The organism is Bradyrhizobium sp. CCBAU 051011, from assembly GCF_009930815.1.
Classification (GTDB): Bacteria; Pseudomonadota; Alphaproteobacteria; order Rhizobiales; family Xanthobacteraceae; genus Bradyrhizobium.
Genome location: NZ_CP022222.1, coordinates 2,889,698 through 2,906,979, shown reverse-complemented (window position 1 = coordinate 2,906,979; position 17,282 = coordinate 2,889,698). Strand labels below are relative to the sequence as shown.

At 63.7% G+C, this 17,282-nt stretch carries 18 protein-coding genes; 15 read left to right on the top strand and 3 right to left on the bottom strand.

Features of this window, described 5'->3' with window-relative positions; genetic code table 11:
* Positions 1-75 precede the first annotated feature (75 nt).
* From rpmH to ACH79_RS13715, 13 genes are all read left to right on the top strand, one after another.
* Positions 76-210 carry a 50S ribosomal protein L34 gene (gene rpmH, locus ACH79_RS13775; protein WP_008542748.1) on the top strand — a complete coding sequence of 45 codons (135 nt, stop codon included), beginning with the start codon at positions 76-78 and terminating at the stop codon, positions 208-210.
* 27 nt (positions 211-237) lie between these two features.
* Positions 238-582: a ribonuclease P protein component gene (rnpA, locus tag ACH79_RS13770; RefSeq protein ID WP_057839705.1), complete on the top strand. Its 345-nt coding sequence runs from the start codon at positions 238-240 to the stop codon at positions 580-582.
* An 18-nt stretch (positions 583-600) separates the two neighbouring features.
* Positions 601-2,466, top strand: a complete 1,866-nt coding sequence (gene yidC / locus ACH79_RS13765; protein ID WP_161851508.1) for a membrane protein insertase YidC — start codon at positions 601-603, stop codon at positions 2,464-2,466.
* 132 nt (positions 2,467-2,598) lie between these two features.
* Positions 2,599-3,249: a ribosome biogenesis GTP-binding protein YihA/YsxC gene (gene yihA, locus ACH79_RS13760; RefSeq protein WP_161851507.1), complete on the top strand. Its 651-nt coding sequence runs from the start codon at positions 2,599-2,601 to the stop codon at positions 3,247-3,249.
* Entirely contained in the window at positions 3,249-3,620 is a 372-nt protein-coding gene (locus ACH79_RS13755; RefSeq protein WP_161851506.1) for a DUF423 domain-containing protein, read from the top strand. Before yihA ends, ACH79_RS13755 begins: the two co-directional genes overlap by 1 nt.
* 121 nt (positions 3,621-3,741) lie before the next feature.
* Positions 3,742-4,632, top strand: coding sequence for an acetylglutamate kinase (gene argB / locus ACH79_RS13750; RefSeq protein WP_065751797.1), 891 nt, complete (start codon positions 3,742-3,744; stop codon positions 4,630-4,632).
* A gap of 158 nt (positions 4,633-4,790) precedes the next feature.
* Positions 4,791-5,777, top strand: a complete 987-nt coding sequence (locus tag ACH79_RS13745) for a DUF1036 domain-containing protein (RefSeq protein WP_161856350.1) — start codon at positions 4,791-4,793, stop codon at positions 5,775-5,777.
* 13 nt (positions 5,778-5,790) lie between these two features.
* Entirely contained in the window at positions 5,791-6,483 is a 693-nt protein-coding gene (locus ACH79_RS13740; protein ID WP_161851505.1) for a pyrimidine 5'-nucleotidase, read from the top strand.
* Positions 6,484-7,470: 987 nt separating this feature from the next.
* A complete protein-coding gene (dapD, locus tag ACH79_RS13735) occupies positions 7,471-8,316 on the top strand; it encodes a 2,3,4,5-tetrahydropyridine-2,6-dicarboxylate N-succinyltransferase (RefSeq protein ID WP_161851504.1) in 846 nt (281 codons plus the stop codon).
* Between the two features lie 85 nt (positions 8,317-8,401).
* Positions 8,402-9,370, top strand: a complete 969-nt coding sequence (locus ACH79_RS13730; RefSeq protein WP_161851503.1) for an IS481 family transposase — start codon at positions 8,402-8,404, stop codon at positions 9,368-9,370.
* A gap of 172 nt (positions 9,371-9,542) precedes the next feature.
* Positions 9,543-10,160, top strand: coding sequence for a DUF805 domain-containing protein (locus ACH79_RS13725; RefSeq protein WP_161851502.1), 618 nt, complete (start codon positions 9,543-9,545; stop codon positions 10,158-10,160).
* Positions 10,153-11,319: a succinyl-diaminopimelate desuccinylase gene (gene dapE, locus ACH79_RS13720; protein WP_161851501.1), complete on the top strand. Its 1,167-nt coding sequence runs from the start codon at positions 10,153-10,155 to the stop codon at positions 11,317-11,319. Before ACH79_RS13725 ends, dapE begins: the two co-directional genes overlap by 8 nt.
* Before the next feature lie 34 nt (positions 11,320-11,353).
* Positions 11,354-12,016 carry a dihydrofolate reductase family protein gene (locus tag ACH79_RS13715; protein ID WP_161851500.1) on the top strand — a complete coding sequence of 221 codons (663 nt, stop codon included), beginning with the start codon at positions 11,354-11,356 and terminating at the stop codon, positions 12,014-12,016.
* On the opposite strand, the gene truA is transcribed toward ACH79_RS13715, so the two are convergent.
* From truA to def, 3 genes are all read right to left on the bottom strand, one after another.
* A complete protein-coding gene (truA, locus tag ACH79_RS13710; RefSeq protein ID WP_161851499.1) occupies positions 12,013-12,750 on the bottom strand; it encodes a tRNA pseudouridine(38-40) synthase TruA in 738 nt (245 codons plus the stop codon). The genes ACH79_RS13715 and truA overlap by 4 nt on opposite strands.
* Positions 12,750-13,682, bottom strand: coding sequence for a methionyl-tRNA formyltransferase (gene fmt, locus ACH79_RS13705; protein WP_161851498.1), 933 nt, complete (start codon positions 13,680-13,682; stop codon positions 12,750-12,752). The genes truA and fmt overlap by 1 nt, the downstream gene beginning before the upstream one ends.
* A gap of 140 nt (positions 13,683-13,822) precedes the next feature.
* Entirely contained in the window at positions 13,823-14,350 is a 528-nt protein-coding gene (def, locus tag ACH79_RS13700) for a peptide deformylase (protein ID WP_210255655.1), read from the bottom strand.
* A 171-nt stretch (positions 14,351-14,521) separates the two neighbouring features.
* Here def and ACH79_RS13695 point away from each other — a divergent pair, with 171 nt between their 5' ends.
* Both ACH79_RS13695 and ACH79_RS13690 read left to right on the top strand, forming a co-directional pair.
* Positions 14,522-15,730, top strand: coding sequence for a DNA recombination protein RmuC (locus ACH79_RS13695; RefSeq protein WP_161851496.1), 1,209 nt, complete (start codon positions 14,522-14,524; stop codon positions 15,728-15,730).
* A gap of 174 nt (positions 15,731-15,904) precedes the next feature.
* Positions 15,905-17,269, top strand: coding sequence for an MFS transporter (locus ACH79_RS13690; RefSeq protein WP_161851495.1), 1,365 nt, complete (start codon positions 15,905-15,907; stop codon positions 17,267-17,269).
* Positions 17,270-17,282: the final 13 nt, after the last annotated feature.

Genomic DNA, 17,282 nt, shown 5'->3' with positions numbered 1-17,282 from the left:
CGTTTGGGCCGGCCCGCATCATCGGACTTGATCTCAATCCAACAGGCAAATTGCCCGGTCAGCGGAGAACTACCCGTGAAGCGGACTTATCAACCCAGCAAACTGGTGCGCAAGCGCCGTCACGGCTTCCGCGCCCGTCTCGCCACCGCCGGCGGCCGCAAGGTCCTCGCCGCTCGCCGTGCGCGCGGCCGCAAGCGTCTGAGCGCCTGAGCCGGATCCTTTCCGGAGATATCATTCATGGATCGGCTGAGGCAGCGGGCGGACTTTCTCGCCGTTGCCAATGGCACGCGGGCCAACAGCGCTGCCTTCGTGGTGCAGGGCCGGGCCCGCGCCGATGATGGCCCGATCCGGATCGGCTTCACCGTTACCAAGAAGAACGGTACCGCCACCGAGCGCAATCGCATCCGGCGCAGGCTTCGCGAACTGGTGAAGCGGCTGGACGTCATTTCCATGCGACCTCACCATGATTATGTGCTGGTCGGCCGCCGGGCCGCGCTCACCCGCGACTTCGCAACCATGCTCGACGATCTCCGTTCGGCGCTGAACCGGCTTGACCGGCAGGCGCCGAAACATCCGAATTGAATGGCGAGACCCAAACCGATGACCGATAATCGCAACACCATCCTCGCCGTCATTCTGTCCGGCCTCGTGCTGATCGCGTGGCAATACTTTTACAACGCGCCGCAGATGGAGCGGCAGCGCGCGCAGAGCCAGACCCAGGCCGAACTCGCCAAGTCGTCGCCCCAGGCGACCCCCGGCTCTACGCCGCAGCCGGGCGCGACGCCGTCGGTCAGCACGCCCGCCAGCCAGCCTGTCGTCAGCCGCAGCGCCGCGATTGCCGCATCGCCGCGCATCAAGATCGAAACGCCGCGGCTGTCCGGCAGCATCGCATTGAAGGGCGGGCGCATCGACGACCTGTCGCTGGAGAAGTTCCGCGACACCGTCGATCCGAAATCGCCCGCGATCGTGCTGTTCTCGCCTTCGGGCACGGCGCATCCCTATTATGCCGAGTTCGGCTGGGTCGCGGCCTCGGGCTCGACCGCGCGGCTTCCGGGCCGCGAGACGGAATGGCAGCAGGAAGGCTCCGGCAGCCTGACGCCGGACAAGCCCGTGACGCTGAAATGGGACAATGGCGAAGGCCTCACCTTCCGCCGCACCATTTCGATCGACGACCGCTATCTCTTCACCATCAAGGACGACGTCACCAACGTCGGCAATGCGCCGGTCACGCTCTATCCGTACGCGCTTATCTCCCGCCACGGCACGCCTGAGGTCTCGGGCTACTACATCCTGCATGAAGGCCTGATCGGCTATCTCGGCGAAAAGGGCCTGCAGGAACACGGCTACAAGGCGGTCGCGGAAGCGCCCGTTCTGGGCAATGGCGGGCGGGGCTTCGAGTTCAACGTGACGAACGGCTGGCTCGGCATCACCGACAAATATTGGGCGGCCGCGCTGTTGCCCGACACGTCGGCGCGCCTCAAGGCACGCTTCCTCGCCGAAGAGCCGGGTCCCAAGGTTCGCTATCAGACGGATTACCTGCAGGATCCGCAGACCATTGCGATCGGTGGCACCGGCAGCGCCAATGCACGGCTGTTTGCGGGGGCCAAGGAAGCCGGCGTCGTCGGTATCAACTTCCCGCTGGCCGGCCACGGCGGCTACAACAAGCAGCTCGGGCTCAACCATTTCGACCTATTGATCGACTGGGGCTGGTTCTACTTCATCACCAAGCCGATGTTCCTGGTGCTCGACTATTTCTTCCACGTGTTTGGCAATTTCGGCGTCTCCATTCTGCTGGTGACCTTGCTGATCAAGCTGTTGTTCTTCCCGCTCGCCAACAAATCCTACGAGTCGATGGCGAAGATGAAGTCGGTGCAGCCGCAGCTGCAAGCGCTGAAGGAGCGCTATCCCGACGACCGGCAGAAGCAGCAGCAGGAGATGATGGAGATCTACCGCAAGGAGAAGATCAACCCGATCGCGGGCTGCCTTCCCATCGCGCTGCAGATCCCGGTGTTCTTCTCGCTCTATAAGGTGCTGTTCGTCACCATCGAAATGCGCCACGCGCCGTTCTATGGCTGGATCAAGGACCTCTCGGCGCCCGACCCGACCACGATCTTCAACCTGTTCGGATTACTGCCGTTCGATCCGCTCGCGGTGTTCGGTCCGCATGTCGGCGCCTATCTGATGCTCGGCGTCTGGCCGATCATCATGGGCATCACGATGTGGATCCAGATGAAGCTCAATCCGACGCCGCCGGATCCGACCCAGAAGATGATCTTCGACTGGATGCCGCTGATCTTCACCTTCATGCTGGCGGGCTTCCCGGCGGGTCTCGTGATCTACTGGGCCTGGAACAACCTGCTCTCGGTGATCCAGCAGAGCTACATCATGCGCAAGAACGGCGTGAAGGTGGAGCTGTTCGATAACATGAAGGCGACGTTCGCCAAGAAGGCCGTCGAGAAGACGTGACAAATCCCGCGTGCTCGCAATGCACTCCGTCATTGCGAGCGAAGCGAAGCAATCCATGCCTCGACGCGGGGATAGATGGATTGCTTCGTCGCTACGCTCCTCGCAATGACGGCGTGAACCGAGAACCTTCGCATGACCGCCGAGACTGATGCGGAGCTGATCGAGGAGGGGCGAAAGCTCTTCGCCGGCGACTGGAAGTTCGTCTGGGCCTCGCCCTCGATCGAGACGCTGCCGCCAATGGCGGGCATGGAAGTGGCGTTCGCCGGCCGCTCCAATGTCGGCAAATCCAGCCTCATCAACGCGCTGACCGGCCGCAACGCGCTGGCGCGCACCTCGCACACGCCGGGCCGCACCCAGGAGCTGATCTTCTTCGACGGCCCCGACAGCGCGGCACTGCGGCTGGTCGACATGCCCGGCTATGGCTACGCCTCGGCGCCGAAGACCCAGGTCGCCTCCTGGACCAAGCTGATCCATCAATTCCTGCTGGGGCGCGCCACGCTAGCGCGGGTCTACGTGCTGATCGATGCGCGCCACGGCATCAAGGATGTCGACCAGGACGTGCTGAAGACGCTGGATAAATCCGCCGTCAGCTATCAGGTGGTGCTGACCAAAGCGGACCAGGTGAAGCGGGCCGAACTGGAAAAATCCATCAGCGAGACCACGGCCGCGCTCGCCAAGCATCCTGCCGCGTTTCCGGAAGTTCTGGTGACATCCTCGCGCTCGGGCGCCGGCATGCCGGAATTGCGCGCCGCGATGGTGCGCCTGTTGCACGAGCGCGCCTGATGAACCGCGCACACCGCATCCTGATCGTTCTCGCCGGAATCATGGGCGCCGACGGCGTCCTGCTGGCGGCGGCTTCCGCCCACGGCGCTGACGCCTCGCGGCTGGCGGCGGCCTCGTCGGTGCTGCTGTTTCATGCGTGCGCGGTATTGGGTACCGTCGCACTGGCGGAGCGCGGCATTGCGCACGCGAGAATCGGTATCACCGCGGCTTGCGGCTTTGTGCTCGCGGCCGGCCTGTTCGCCGGCGACCTGACGCTGCGGCACTATGCCGGGCGCGGGCTGTTTCCAATGGCTGCGCCGACCGGCGGGACGCTGCTGATCGCGAGCTGGCTGGCACTGGCGGTTTCGGCCGCCTGGCCGAAGCGGGGTTGAGCATTCCAGCCGGGCCACGCGCTGCGTTCGGGGCATGCGCCTCCGCAAATCCCCTACTTTGCGCCCTGCCCGGCAATCAGATAGAACCCGGCCCGACATCGGCAATGGCGAGACCCGCTTTATGACGCAGAATATCAGCCCGCTCGATCAGGCCCGCATCCTGTCGGAAGCGCTGCCACATATGCAGCAATACGACGAGGAAACCATCGTCATCAAATATGGCGGCCATGCCATGGGCGCCGAGGAAACCGCAAAAGCCTTTGCGCGCGATATCGTGCTCTTGGAGCAGACCGCGATCAATCCGGTGGTCGTACATGGCGGCGGGCCGCAGATCGCGACCATGCTGAAGCGGCTCGGCATCCAGTCGGAATTCGCCGCCGGGCTTCGCATCACCGATGCGGCGACGATCGAGATCGTCGAGATGGTGCTGGCCGGCTCCGTCAACAAGCAGCTCGTCGGCTACATCAACGAGGCCGGCGGCAAGGCCGTCGGCCTCTCCGGCAAGGATGGCAACATGGTGAAGGCGTCGAAGACGTCGCGGACCATGGTCGATCCGGATTCGAACATTGAAAAGGCGATCGATCTCGGCTTCGTCGGCGACCCCGACAAGGTCGATCTCACGCTGTTGAACCAGTTGATCGGCTATGAGCTGATCCCGGTGCTGGCGCCGCTCGCGACCTCACATGACGGCCACACGCTCAACGTCAATGCCGACACCTTTGCCGGTGCGGTGGCCGGCGCGCTCAAGGCCAAGCGGCTGTTGCTGTTGACCGACGTTCCCGGCGTGCTCGACAAGTCGAAGAAACTGATACCGGAACTGTCGGTGAAGGACGCGCGAAAGCTGATCGCCGACGGCACGATTTCCGGCGGCATGATTCCGAAGGTCGAGACTTGCATCTATGCGCTCGAACAGGGCGTGCAGGGCGTCGTCATCATCGACGGCAAGATGCAGCACGCGGTGCTGCTGGAGTTGTTCACGAATCAAGGCACCGGCACGCTGATCCACAAGTGATGCACGAGCGGCAAAAGAAAGTCGTCATGGCCGGACTTGATCCGGCCATCCACGTCTTTGTCGGCCGCGGCAACAAAGACGTGGATACCCGGAATAAATCCGGGCATGACGCGTTGAGAGCGCTGCGGCAGCTACGCTCGGCCTTGACGTGCTTCCTGATGTCGCTGCCGGCGGCGGCGATCTCGCTGTTCGTTTCCTCGCTGCCCGCCTTTGCCGATTTGAAGCTCTGCAATCGCATGAGCTATGTGGTCGAGGCCGCGATCGGCATCGACGAGAAATCGGCGACCGCGACGCGCGGCTGGTTCCGGATCGATCCAGCCGCCTGCCGTGTGGTGCTGCAGGGCGCGCTGACCGCCGACCGCATCCTGCTGAATGCACGCGCGCTCGGCGTCTACGGCGCCTCGCCGATCCCGCAGAACGGCAGCGACACGCTGTGCGTCGCCCCCGACAATTTCGTCATCGCCGCCGCCCGCCAGTGCCGCGGCAACCAGACGCCCGCGCCCTTCACCCAGATCACGCCGACGCGGACCGATGACGGCAACCTCGTCGCCTATCTCGCTGAGGACTCAGAATATGACGACGAGCAGGCGCGGCTGGCCGGCATCCAGCGGCTGCTGGTGATCGCCGGCTATGACGCCGCCCCGATCGACGGAGTCGATGGGCCGAAGACGCAGGCCGCGCTCGCGGCGTTCCTGAAGAGCCGCGGGCTTGCTGCCGAGACCGTGCAGTCGCAAACTTTCTTCACCACCATGATCGACGCCGTGCAAAAGCCGTCCTCGACGGGGCTGACCTGGTGCAACGACACGCCGCACAAGATCATGGCCGCGGTCGCCACCGATGACGGCAAGGCCGTGACCAGCCGCGGCTGGTACCGCATCGATCCCGGCAAATGCCTGCATCCCGATGTGACCGGCCAGCCGAAACAGGTCTATAGTTTTGCCGAAGCCGTCGACGGCGAGAACCGCGCCATCAAGTACCGCGACAGGCCATTGAACTGGGGCGGCTCGAAAGAGCTCTGCACGCGCGAGAGCAAGTTCGAGATATCGGAACAGGGCGATTGCGGCACGCGTGGACTTGCGGGAATCGGCTTTGCGCCGGTCGATATGTCAAGCGGCGGCAAGACGCTGCGATTTGCGATGCCCTGATGGTTGAGAATTCATGACAACTCCCCGTCCCTTCACGCATATCGACACCTGGGTGTTCGATCTCGACAACACGCTCTACCCACACCACGTCAATCTGTGGCAGCAGGTCGACGCCCGGATCGGCGAGTTCATCGGCGCATACTTGAAAATCTCCGCGGAAGAAGCCCGCGTGATCCAGAAGGATTATTACCGCCGCTACGGCACCAGCATGCGCGGCATGATGACCGAGCACGGCGTGCGCGCCGATGATTATCTGGCCTACGTCCACAAGATCGATCACTCGCCGCTGGAGCCGAACCCCGCGATGGGGGCTGCGATCGCAAAACTTCCCGGGCGCAAGCTGATCCTGACCAATGGCTCGACCGACCACGCCGGCGCAGTGCTGGCACGGCTCGGCATAACAGAACATTTCGAAGCGGTGTTCGACATCATCGCCGCCGAACTGGAACCGAAGCCGGCGCCGCAGACCTATGACAGGTTCCTGCGCGTCCACGGCGTGGATCCGCTGAGGTCGGCGATGTTCGAGGATCTTGCCCGCAACCTCGTGGTGCCGCACCAGCTCGGCATGACCACGGTGCTGGTGGTGCCCGACGGCGCCAAGGAAGTGGTGCGCGAGGATTGGGAGCTGGAAGGTCGCGATGCGGCTTACGTGGATCACGTGACGGATGATTTGACAGGGTTTTTGGCGAGGTTGAGCGCCGCGTAGCTCCGGATGGAGCCAACGGGTCGCGCGAGCGCGCGACCGATGACAGGCTCCGCGTAGTCCGGGAACGGTCTCGCCACCGGTGAACCATCCCGGATTGCGCTTCGCTCTATCCGGGCTCAGTCAACTCGAATGCGGCGACGCCGTCAGAATTTCCCGCCTACCAATAGCCCCAAGGCTGCCCGCCGTATCCGTAAGGTCGGTAGAAGCTAGCGGCCCCGGGTTCTTGGATTGCTTGCCAACGATAGTCGACGTAGGCCGGGTAGTAGCTGTAGCCGGGGTCATAGCCGCCGTAATACGGGCCGCCCCCATAATAGCCATATGCGCTATACGGACCGCCCCCATAGCCATATGCGCTGCTCGCGATCGCGCCACCGATTATAGCACCAGCAATCGCGGCCGCTCCCCAACCCCCACCTCGATAGCCCCAGCCTCCGAAACCTCTGTGTCCCCAGCCGCCGCCACGCCAGCGGACCTGGATCAGGCCGTCGGTAACCATTGATTTCATGCTTGCCACATTAGTCGGTAAAGGAGCCGCTTGGAGCGTCGCGACGTTGCTGGCCATCAAGGCTCCGGCGAATCCGCCTACGAATGCCGTTTTGAGGGTGCGCATGTTCTCCTCCGTTAGCTGTTGAGAGAGACCACGGGCTTAGGATAGGCCCGGGCATGCGGCTAATCCAGATCAAAGGACTGACACGACAGCTTACCTTTTTCAGGCTTTGGACGTTTTCTGTGGAGTTGCGTGGATGCCTCGTTCGCCCTCGACCGCGCCGGATGACGCTCCAGGAGGAGGTAAAAACCGGATTGCGACGATCATTTGCGATCTCCGCGCCGCGAGCAGGAAAGTCGTGGATGGCCGGGCATAGGCGAGCGAAAATGACGCCGTCCTTTGGACGGCTATGCCCGGCCATGACGAGTGTGTTCTTGACTCTCCCTCCCCAAATCCCGAAAAAGCGCGTCAACTTCGCCCGAAATCTCGAGGAAATCCCGATGTCCCTGTCCGCACTCGAATCCACCGTCAACTCCGCCTTCGATGCCCGCGACGGCATTTCGACGTCGACCAAAGGCGAGGTTCGCGAGGCCGTGGATCACGCGCTCGAACTGCTCGACAAGGGTGAGGCGCGGGTCGCCGAGCGCGAGGCCAGCGGCAAGTGGAAAGTCAATCAGTGGCTGAAGAAAGCGGTGCTGCTGTCGTTCCGCCTCAACGATATGGGCCAGATTCCCGGCGGTCCCGGCAAGGCGTCGTGGTGGGACAAGGTGCCATCGAAGTTCGAGGGCTGGGGCGAGAATCGTTTTCGCGATGCAGGATTCCGCGCTGTGCCCGGCGCGATCGTGCGCCGCTCTGCCTTCATCGCCCGCAACGTGGTCTTGATGCCGTCCTTCGTCAATCTCGGCGCCTACGTCGATGAAGCGACCATGATCGACACCTGGTCGACGGTCGGAAGCTGCGCGCAGATCGGCAAGCGCGTGCATATTTCCGGCGGCGTCGGCATCGGCGGCGTGCTGGAGCCGCTGCAGGCCGAGCCCGTGATTGTCGAGGACGACTGCTTCATCGGTGCGCGCTCGGAAGTCGCCGAGGGCGTGATCGTGCGCAAGGGCGCGGTGCTGTCGATGGGCGTGTTCCTCGGCGCCTCCACCAAGATCGTCGACCGCGAGACCGGCGAAATCTTCATCGGCGAGGTGCCGGAATATGCGGTAGTGGTTCCCGGCGCGCTGCCCGGCAAGCTCATGAAGAACGGCCAGCCCGGCCCATCCACCGCCTGCGCGGTGATCGTCAAGCGCGTCGACGAGCGCACCCGCGCCAAGACCAGCATCAACGAATTGCTGCGCGACTAGATGTGAGCTTTCAGGAGGTTGTCCATCCAGTCCTGAACGAGGAAGCTGAAGTTGTCGAAGCTTTAGCCAATCCCCGGAGGACCGAATGGACACCCATAAGAATGCGCCTCTGACGCCGAAAGGTCGAGAGGCCATGGTGCGGAGCGTGATCGAGGGCGGCCTGACGAAGGCCGCAGCCGCGCTCCGGTTCAACGTCACAGCGAAGACGGTCGCCAAATGGGTCAAGCGCTCCCGGGAGGAAGGTGTTGATGGGTTGCGTGATCGCTCCTCACGGCCCCATTCATTGCCAGGCCAAACCCTGCCTGCCACATGCGCTGCGGTCGAGGCGCTGCGCCGACAGCGCCACACGGGCAAGCAGATCGCGGCCGAACTCGGCATCTCTCCGGCGACTGTCAGTCGTGTCCTGCGGCGACTGGGATTGAACCGGTTGCGCGACCTGGAACCGGCCGAACCGGTGCGGCGCTACGAGCGTGAACATCCCGGCGAACTGATCCACATCGACATCAAAAAGCTCGGCAAGTTCAACCAGGTAGGCCATCGCATCACCGGCGATCGAACCGGTCAGAGCAACCTGCGTACCCGCGGCGAAGGGCCTGGCTGGGAATACGTCCACGTCTGTATCGACGATGCTTCCCGGATCGCCTTCAGCAAGGTCATGAAGAGCGAACGGCAGGGTTGCGCCGTGGCCTTCCTCAAAGCTGCGATCGCTTACTACGCCAGCCTGGACGTCAGGGTCGAGCGGGTGATGACCGACAACGGTTCTTGCTATAAATCGCGCGCCTTCCGCAAAGCCTGCCAGCGCCTCGGCCTCAAGCACATTCGCACCAAGCCATACACGCCGAAGACCAACGGTAAGGCCGAACGCTTCATTCAGACCAGCTTGCGCGAGTGGGCTTATGCCCGCGCCTACAACACCTCAGGAGAACGCGCCGCCGAACTGCCAAGATGGCTTCACCGCTACAATTGGCATCGCCCTCATGGCAGTATCGGCGCGATGCCACCCATCAGCAGACTCGCTCTAACCGGGAACAACCTGTTGAGGCTCCACAACTAGAGCCTTTTCCGTTTCGATTGGATCGAAACGGGGCTCTAGATTCTTGATCTGACGCGTTTTCTTGACGCGAACCGGTATCCACTTCGCTTGAAAACGCTCTAATCGAACCGGGGACTTTTCCCGCGCGACTAACGTACCGGACCGCGGGCTTCCGCCCTCCGGAGCTTTGCGCATGGACTGGACCTGGTACCTGTTCCGCTTTGACGGCCGCATCAACCGCGCCAAGCTGTGGCTCGCGGGGGTGATCGAGTTGGGCTTGATGATGTCTGTGGGGCTGGTGATCGTTGCGATTCACAGCCTGTTCGGCGGCCCCGCATCCTTCCATTTCGGGGCCACGGACCTCTTCAAGCTGGTGGACCCCGACGCGTATCGATCCCTAACATTGGCCGACCTCCCCCGGCTCTTGATCAAGCTGTTCGGCACGTCGCTGCTCATGTGGGTCTTTTTCGCGACCTCCATCAAGCGGCTGCACGACCGTGACAAGAGCGGCTGGTGGATGGTGCCGTTCTTCGCGGTGCCCGGCCTCCACAATCAGTTTGCTGACCGGCTTCCGGATTCCCCTGCCGACCTGCCGCTCGCTATTGCCGCGTCTGCTCTTTGCTTGTGGGGCTTCATCGAGATGTATTGCCTCAAGGGCTCGCGGAGGACCAATCGGTTCGGCGCAGATCCGCTGGCTCCGAAGCCGCGGCCCGACATGCGGCCGCCTTGGGACCAGCAAAGCGAGATCGAAATGGTGCCGCACAAGGCTGGTCCGCCGCCGGTTTGGCGTGTTAAGCCGGGGTATGAATGACGCCGTTTCGATCACCCGCGACCTCGTCCGCTGCCCCTCTGTCACCCCTGCCGATGCCGGCGCGCTCGGCGTCCTTGAGCGCCTGTTGAAAGAAGCCGGCTTCGAGGTGCATCGCGTCACCTTCGGCGAGCCTGGCACCGCCGACATCGACAACCTCTACGCCCGGATCGGCACCGAGGCGCCGCATATCACCTTTGCCGGACATACCGACGTGGTGCCCCCCGGCGACGAGACGGCGTGGACACTCGGCGCGTTCTCGGGCGAAGTGAAGGACGGTTTCCTGTATGGCCGCGGCGCGGTCGACATGAAGGGCGGCATCGCCTGCAGCGTCGCTGCCGTGCTGCAATATCTGAAGGACAATGGCGGCAAGCCGCAAAAAGATGGCCGGGGCTCGATCTCGTTTCTGATCACCGGCGACGAAGAGGACATTTCGGTCAACGGCACCATCAAGCTTTTGAAGTGGTGCGCCGAACGCGGCGAGAAATTCGACCATTGCGTGCTCGGCGAGCCCTCCAATGTGGAAGTGCTCGGCGATTGCATCAAGATCGGCCGCCGCGGCTCACAATCCGGCACGCTGCATGTCGACGGCGTGCAGGGCCATGTCGCCTATCCGCACCGCGCGTCGAACCCGGTGCCGGATATTTCGCGGCTGATCGTGGCGCTTTCCGACGAGCCGCTCGACCATGGCAGCGCGCAGTTTCAGGCGTCCAATCTCGAATTCACCTCGGTCGATGTCGGCAATACCGCGAGCAACGTCATCCCCGGCCAGGCCCGCGCCAAATTCAACATCCGCTACAACGACAACCACACCCAGGAGACGCTGCGCGCCCTGGTGGAGGAGCGGCTGGCGAAAGCCTGCGGCAACCGCATCCGCGCCCGCATCACATGGGAATATTCCAACTCCAACGTGTTCGTGACCAAACCCGGCGCGTTCACCGATCTGGCTGTGAGCGCGATCGAGGAAGTCACCGGACGCAAGCCCGAGCTCTCGACGTCCGGCGGCACCTCGGACGCGCGCTTCATCTCGAGCTACTGCCCGGTGATCGAGTTCGGCCTGGTCGGCCAGACCATGCACCAGGTCGACGAGCGCACGCCAGTGTCGGATCTGGAGAAGCTGACGAAAATCTACCGCGGGGTGCTGGACCGCTATTTTGCCTGACTTGTGCCGTCATCATCCCTGAGGATGTGACGCCATGACCAGTTCAGCCACAAGCAAGCTCGTTGTCCGCTGCTTCAGCGTGTCCGCCGACGGTTACGGCGCAGGCCCCCGCCAGAACGCCGACAACCCGCTCGGCGTCGGCGGATTGGGACTGCACGAATGGGTATTGCCGACGCAGACCATCCAGAAAATGCTGTTCGCAAAGGATGCCGGCACGACCGGCCCGGATGACGATTTTGCGACGCGAGGTTTTGAGAATATCGGCGCCTGGATTCTCGGCCGCAACATGTTCGGCCCGGTACGTGGACCCTGGCCGGATGAATCCTGGCAAGGTTGGTGGGGCGACGAGCCGCCCTATCATTGCGATGTCTTCGTGTTGACGCATCATTCCCGCGCTCCCATCACCATGAAGGGTGGCACGGTCTTCCATTTCGTGACCGAGGGCATCGAGGCAGCGCTGCAAAAGGCGCGCGAGGCTGCCGGCGGCAAGGATGTGAGGGTGGGTGGCGGCGTCGCGACCATCCAGCAATATCTGCGCGCCCGTCTGATCGACGAAATGCACATTGCGATTGCGCCGATCCTGCTTGGATCTGGCGAGAGCCTGTTCGCGGGGCTTGATCTGCCGAGCCTGGGCTACGAGGTGACCGATCATGTTGCAACGGCGAACGCCACGCACATGGTACTCAAGCCGGCCTAATACTCCACCCGCACCAAATATAATCCCTCCGGCGGCGCCACCGGGCCACAGGCGGCACGGTTGCGGGCGGCAAGGGCCGCGGCGAGGTCGTCGGCGCTCCAGCGCCCTTCGCCGACCCACACCAGCGAACCCACCATCGAGCGCACCTGGCTGTGCAGGAACGAGCGCGCCGAGGTGAGGATCGAAATCGCATCGCCTTCCCTGATTACGTCGAGCTGATCGAGCGTCTTCTCCGGCGATTTCGCCTGGCATTCGGTATCGCGGAAGGTGGTGAAATCGTGCTTGCCGAGCAGCCGCTTGGCCGCGACGTCCATCGCATCCGTATCGAGATGGCGCGGCACCCGCCAGCTTCGCTTGATGTCGAGCGCGAGGTTGGCTCTGGTGTTGGTGATGCGGTAGCGGTAATGCCGCTTCTTCGCTGAAAAGCGCGCCTCGAAATCATCGGCCACGATGTCGGCCGAGAGCACGCCGATTGGATGCGGACGCAGATGCGCGTTCAGCCCGTCGCGCAGCCGGCCCGGCGGAAACGGCTTTTGAATGTCGCAATGCGCGACCTGCCCCAGCGCATGCACGCCGGCGTCGGTACGGCCCGAGCCATGCACGCGCACGTCCTCGCCGCAGATCGCCTTCACCGCGGTTTCCAGCGCGCCCTGCACGGTCGGCGCATTATCCTGGATCTGCCAGCCGGAGAACGGCGTGCCGTCATATTCGATAATGAGCTTGTAGCGAGGCATCAGTCCAGCCGCGCAGGCGGCTTCAGCGCCGTGCCGCGCAGAAATTCCGCTGATTTCATCGGCCCCTTGCCGGCGCGCTGCAGCTCGACAATGCGAATGGCACCGTCGCCGCAGGCGATGGCAAGGTCGTTATCCAGCACCTCGCCAGCCGCACCCGACCCGCTCGCCAACTCGCAGCGCAGTATCTTGAGGCGCACCGGCTCCGCTTCCGCGGCCAGCTCGCACCAGGCGCCGGGAAACGGCGACAGGCCGTGAATATGCCGCAGCACTTCCCGCGCCGACCGCTTCCAGTCGATCCGCGCCTCGGCCTTCTCGATCTTCGCCGCGTAGGTCACGCCGTCCTCGCTCTGTTTGCTGAGCTGCAATCCGCCGCGCTCCAGCCCACCCATCGCGCGCACCATCAGGTCGGCGCCGAGCGGCGCCAGTGCGTCGTGCAGGTCGGCGGCCGTCATGCTGTCCGTGATCGCCAGCCGCTCCGCCATCGCGACATCACCGGTGTCGAGGCCGACATCCATCTTCATCACCATCACGCCGCTCTCGACGTCACCGGCCATGATCGCGCGGTTGATGGGGGCCGCGCCGCGCCAGCGCGGCAAGAGCGAGCCGTGCAGGTTGAAGCAGCCATAGCGCGGCGCGTCGAGAATGGCCTGCGGCAGGATCATGCCGTAGGCGACGACGACGGCGGCGTCGGCATTGTGCGTGCGGAATTCGGCGAGCGCTTCCGGCGTCTTCAGGGTGCTCGGGGTCATCACGGGAATGCCGAGCCGCCGCGCCTCCTGCTCCACGGGGCTCAGCTGCATCTTCATGCCGCGCCCGGCCGGTTTTGGCGCGCGGGTGTAGACGGCGACGACCTCATGGCCATGGGCCACGAGTTCCAGCAGCGTCGGCACCGCGAAATCGGGCGTGCCCATGAAGATGAGGCGGAGTGGCATCAGGTGGAAAACCCCGGTACGATTCTAGTTTACTCCGTCATGGCCGGGCTTGTCCCGGCCATCCATGTCTTGCTGGCAGCGAGAAAGGAAGGCGTGGATGCCCGGCACGAACCCGGGCATGACGGTCGATAGGGTGGGGCCTACTCCGCCGCGCGCTTGGCGGCTTTTGTAAATTTCTTCATCACGCGGTCGCGCTTCAGCTTCGACAGATAGTCGACGAACAGTACACCGTTGAGATGGTCGATCTCATGCTGGATGCAGGTGGCGAACAGGCCGTCGGCGTCTTCCTCGTGCACCTTGCCGTCGAGATCGGTAAAGCGGATGCGAACCTTCGCGGGGCGCTCGACCTCCTCGTAATATTCGGGGATCGAGAGGCAGCCCTCCTCGTAGACCGACATTTCCTCCGACGAGGAGAGGATTTCCGGATTGATGAAGACGCGCGGCTTCGGCTTGGTCTCGCCGTTCTCGTCCTTCTTGGCGAGATCCATGGTGATCAGCCGCAGCGGCTGCGCGACCTGGATTGCCGCGAGCCCGATGCCGGGCGCGTCATACATGGTCTCGAACATGTCGTCGGCGAGTTTGCGGATCTCCGTCGTCACCTTCTCGACGGGTTTGGAGACCAGCCGGAGCTGCTTGTCCGGCAGGATGATGATTTCTCTAAGGGCCATAGCGCGCGATTTAAGCTGCTGATTTGCCGGGGTCAATGCGCCGGGAAGCCCGTTAAGGCGGCCTTAACCATGATTTTTAACGCGGCGTTAACCACGAAAATTAACCCGCCGTTTACCACAAATGTTCCCTCTTCGTTCGCGCTCGGCGGCGAATCGGGCTACAAGGCTGACATGAACGAAATTCTTCTCACGGTCGGCGACCTGCCGATTCACGTTGGCGAGGCGCTGATCGGGTTCGGCACGCTCGCGCTGGTACTGTTGCTGACCATCGCCATCGTGATTGCCCGCTCCGGCCGCCGGGGCGCGGAACTGGCGATGGCGCAGGCGATCCGCGCCGATGAACTGGAAGAGCGTCTGAGCGAGATGCTGCGGGCGCAGAGCGAATCCACCGGCCGGGTCGACGCCATGGCCCAGTCGCTGGCCGGCCGCCAGGCCGAGATGGCGCGCGCCGTCAACGAGCGGCTGGATTCGGTGACGCATCGGGTCGGCCAGTCGATGGAAGCCACCACGCGCCACACCATGGATAGCTTGCGCGTGCTGCATGAGCGGCTAGGCATCATCGATAACGCGCATAAGAATCTCACCGACCTGACCTCGCAGGTGACGACCTTGCGCGACGTCCTTGCCAACAAGCAGTCGCGCGGCGCCTTTGGCCAGGCGCGGATGGAAGCGATTGTGCAGGACGGCATGCCGCAGGGCGCTTACGAATTCCAGTACACGCTCTCGACCGGCAAGCGGCCGGACTGCGTCGTGTTCCTGCCCGATCAGCGCCCGCTCTGCATCGACGCGAAATTCCCGCTGGAAGCGATGACCGCGCTGCATGATGCGCGCAGCGACGAGGAGCGCAAATTTGCTACCCAACGCCTGCGCAACGACGTGATGAAGCATGTCAACGACATCGCCGAGAAATATCTGATCACCGGCGAGACCCAGGACACCGCGCTGATGTTCGTGCCGTCGGAATCGGTCTACGCCGAAATCCACGACGGTTTTGACGACGTGATCCAGAAGGCCTACCGCGCCCGCGTCGTGCTGGTGTCGCCCTCGCTATTGATGCTGGCGATCCAGGTGATGCAGCAGATTTTAAAAGACGCGCGGATGCGCGATGCCGCCGACCAGATCCGCACCGAGGTGCTCAACCTCGGCGACGATCTGGGGCGCCTGCGTGATCGCGTGCTGAAGCTGCAGAAGCATTTTGGCGATGTGAACGAGGACGTCCGGCAGATATTGATTTCCGCCGACAAGATCGAGAAGCGGGCGGGCCGGATCGAGGAACTCGATTTCAGCAAGGCGGATGCTCCGATCGAGGCACCGCGCGTGGTGAAGGGCGGAACGGCCGAACTGTTCCCCGTGCCGCGCAAACTGCAGGCGGGGGAGTAGTTTCTTTCCTTCTCCCCTTGTGGGAGAAGGTGGCGTGGACGCAGTCCACGCCGGATGAGGGGTCTCTATCCGCGGAAACAGACCCCTCACCCGTCTCGAATGAGCTTCGCTCATTCGATCCACCCTCTCCCACAAGGGGAGAGGGAAGACACCGGAGTCTGCTAACCCCCTCGCATGACCGCACCTGAAACCACATCCTCATCGGCCACACCTGCCCCCGCGCCAACCTGGCGCGAGGCCTGGGCCGTGTATCTGCAACCCCGCGTGCTGATCGTGCTGATGCTCGGCTTTTCGTCCGGCCTGCCGCTGGCGCTGTCAGGATCGACGCTCCTGGTATGGATGCGCGAATCCGGCGTCGATCTCGTCACCATCGGGCTGTTCGCGCTGGTCGGCACGCCCTACACGCTTAAATTCATCTGGGCGCCGCTGGTCGATGCGCTGCATGTGCCGGTATTCACCCGCGCCTTCGGCCGCCGCCGCGGCTGGCTGGTGTTCTCGCAACTGCTCCTGATCGGCGCAATCCTGCTGCTGGCGCTGACGGATCCGGCGCGCTCGCCGCTGTTCGTGGCGCTGGGCGCGCTTCTGGTCGCCATGATGTCCTCGACCCAGGACATCGTCGTCGATGCGTTTCGCGTCGAAAGCCTGCCCGAGAGCGAGCAGGCCGCCGGCATGGCCTCGTATGTCGCGGCCTACCGGATCGGCATGCTGGTGTCGACCGCCGGCGTGCTGTTCATCGTGACGGCGTTCGAGAGCACCGGCATCGGGCGCGGTTCAGCGTGGATGTGGGGCTATGTCGTCATGGCCGCGCTGGTGCTGATCGGCACCCTCACGGCGCTCGCCGCCACCGAGCCCGAGCAATCGGTGCGCGCGGAAGAAGCGACCCGCGACGAGTCGGCTCTCGCCCGCGTCATGCATGCGGCCATCGGGGCGTTCTCCGAATTTCTGTCCCGCAAGCATGCCTGGGTGGCGCTCGCCTTCGTGGTGCTGTTCAAGCTCACCGACGCATTTTCCGGTACCATGACCGCGCCGTTCGTGATCGACCTTGGCTTCACCCGCAACGACTACGCCGCCATCGTCAAGGGCGTCGGCCTCGCCGCGACCCTGATTGGCGGTTTTGCCGGCGGCTATGTGGCGCGGCGCTATTCGCTGGTCGCAAGCCTGTGGATCGGCGGCGTGCTGCAGGCGATCTCCAACCTCGTGTTCGCGTGGCTCGCCTTTGTCGGCACCAACCAGTGGGCGCTGGCCGTCGCCATCTCGGCGGAAAACTTCACCGGCGCGATCGGAACCGTGATCTTCGTCGCCTATCTCTCGGCGCTGTGCCAGAATCCGCTGCACACCGCGACCCAATACGCACTGCTCACCGCGCTCGCCGCCGTCGGACGCACCTATTTGTCCTCAGGTGCGGGCTTTGTGGCGGAGACAACGGGCTGGCCGCTGTTCTTCGTGATCTCGGTCGTAGTGGCTGTGCCTAGCCTGATCCTGCTGGCGTGGCTGCAGCGGCGCGGGCATTTCGAGGCAGTGGGGCCGGTGAAAGTTTAAGCGTTTGTAGCCC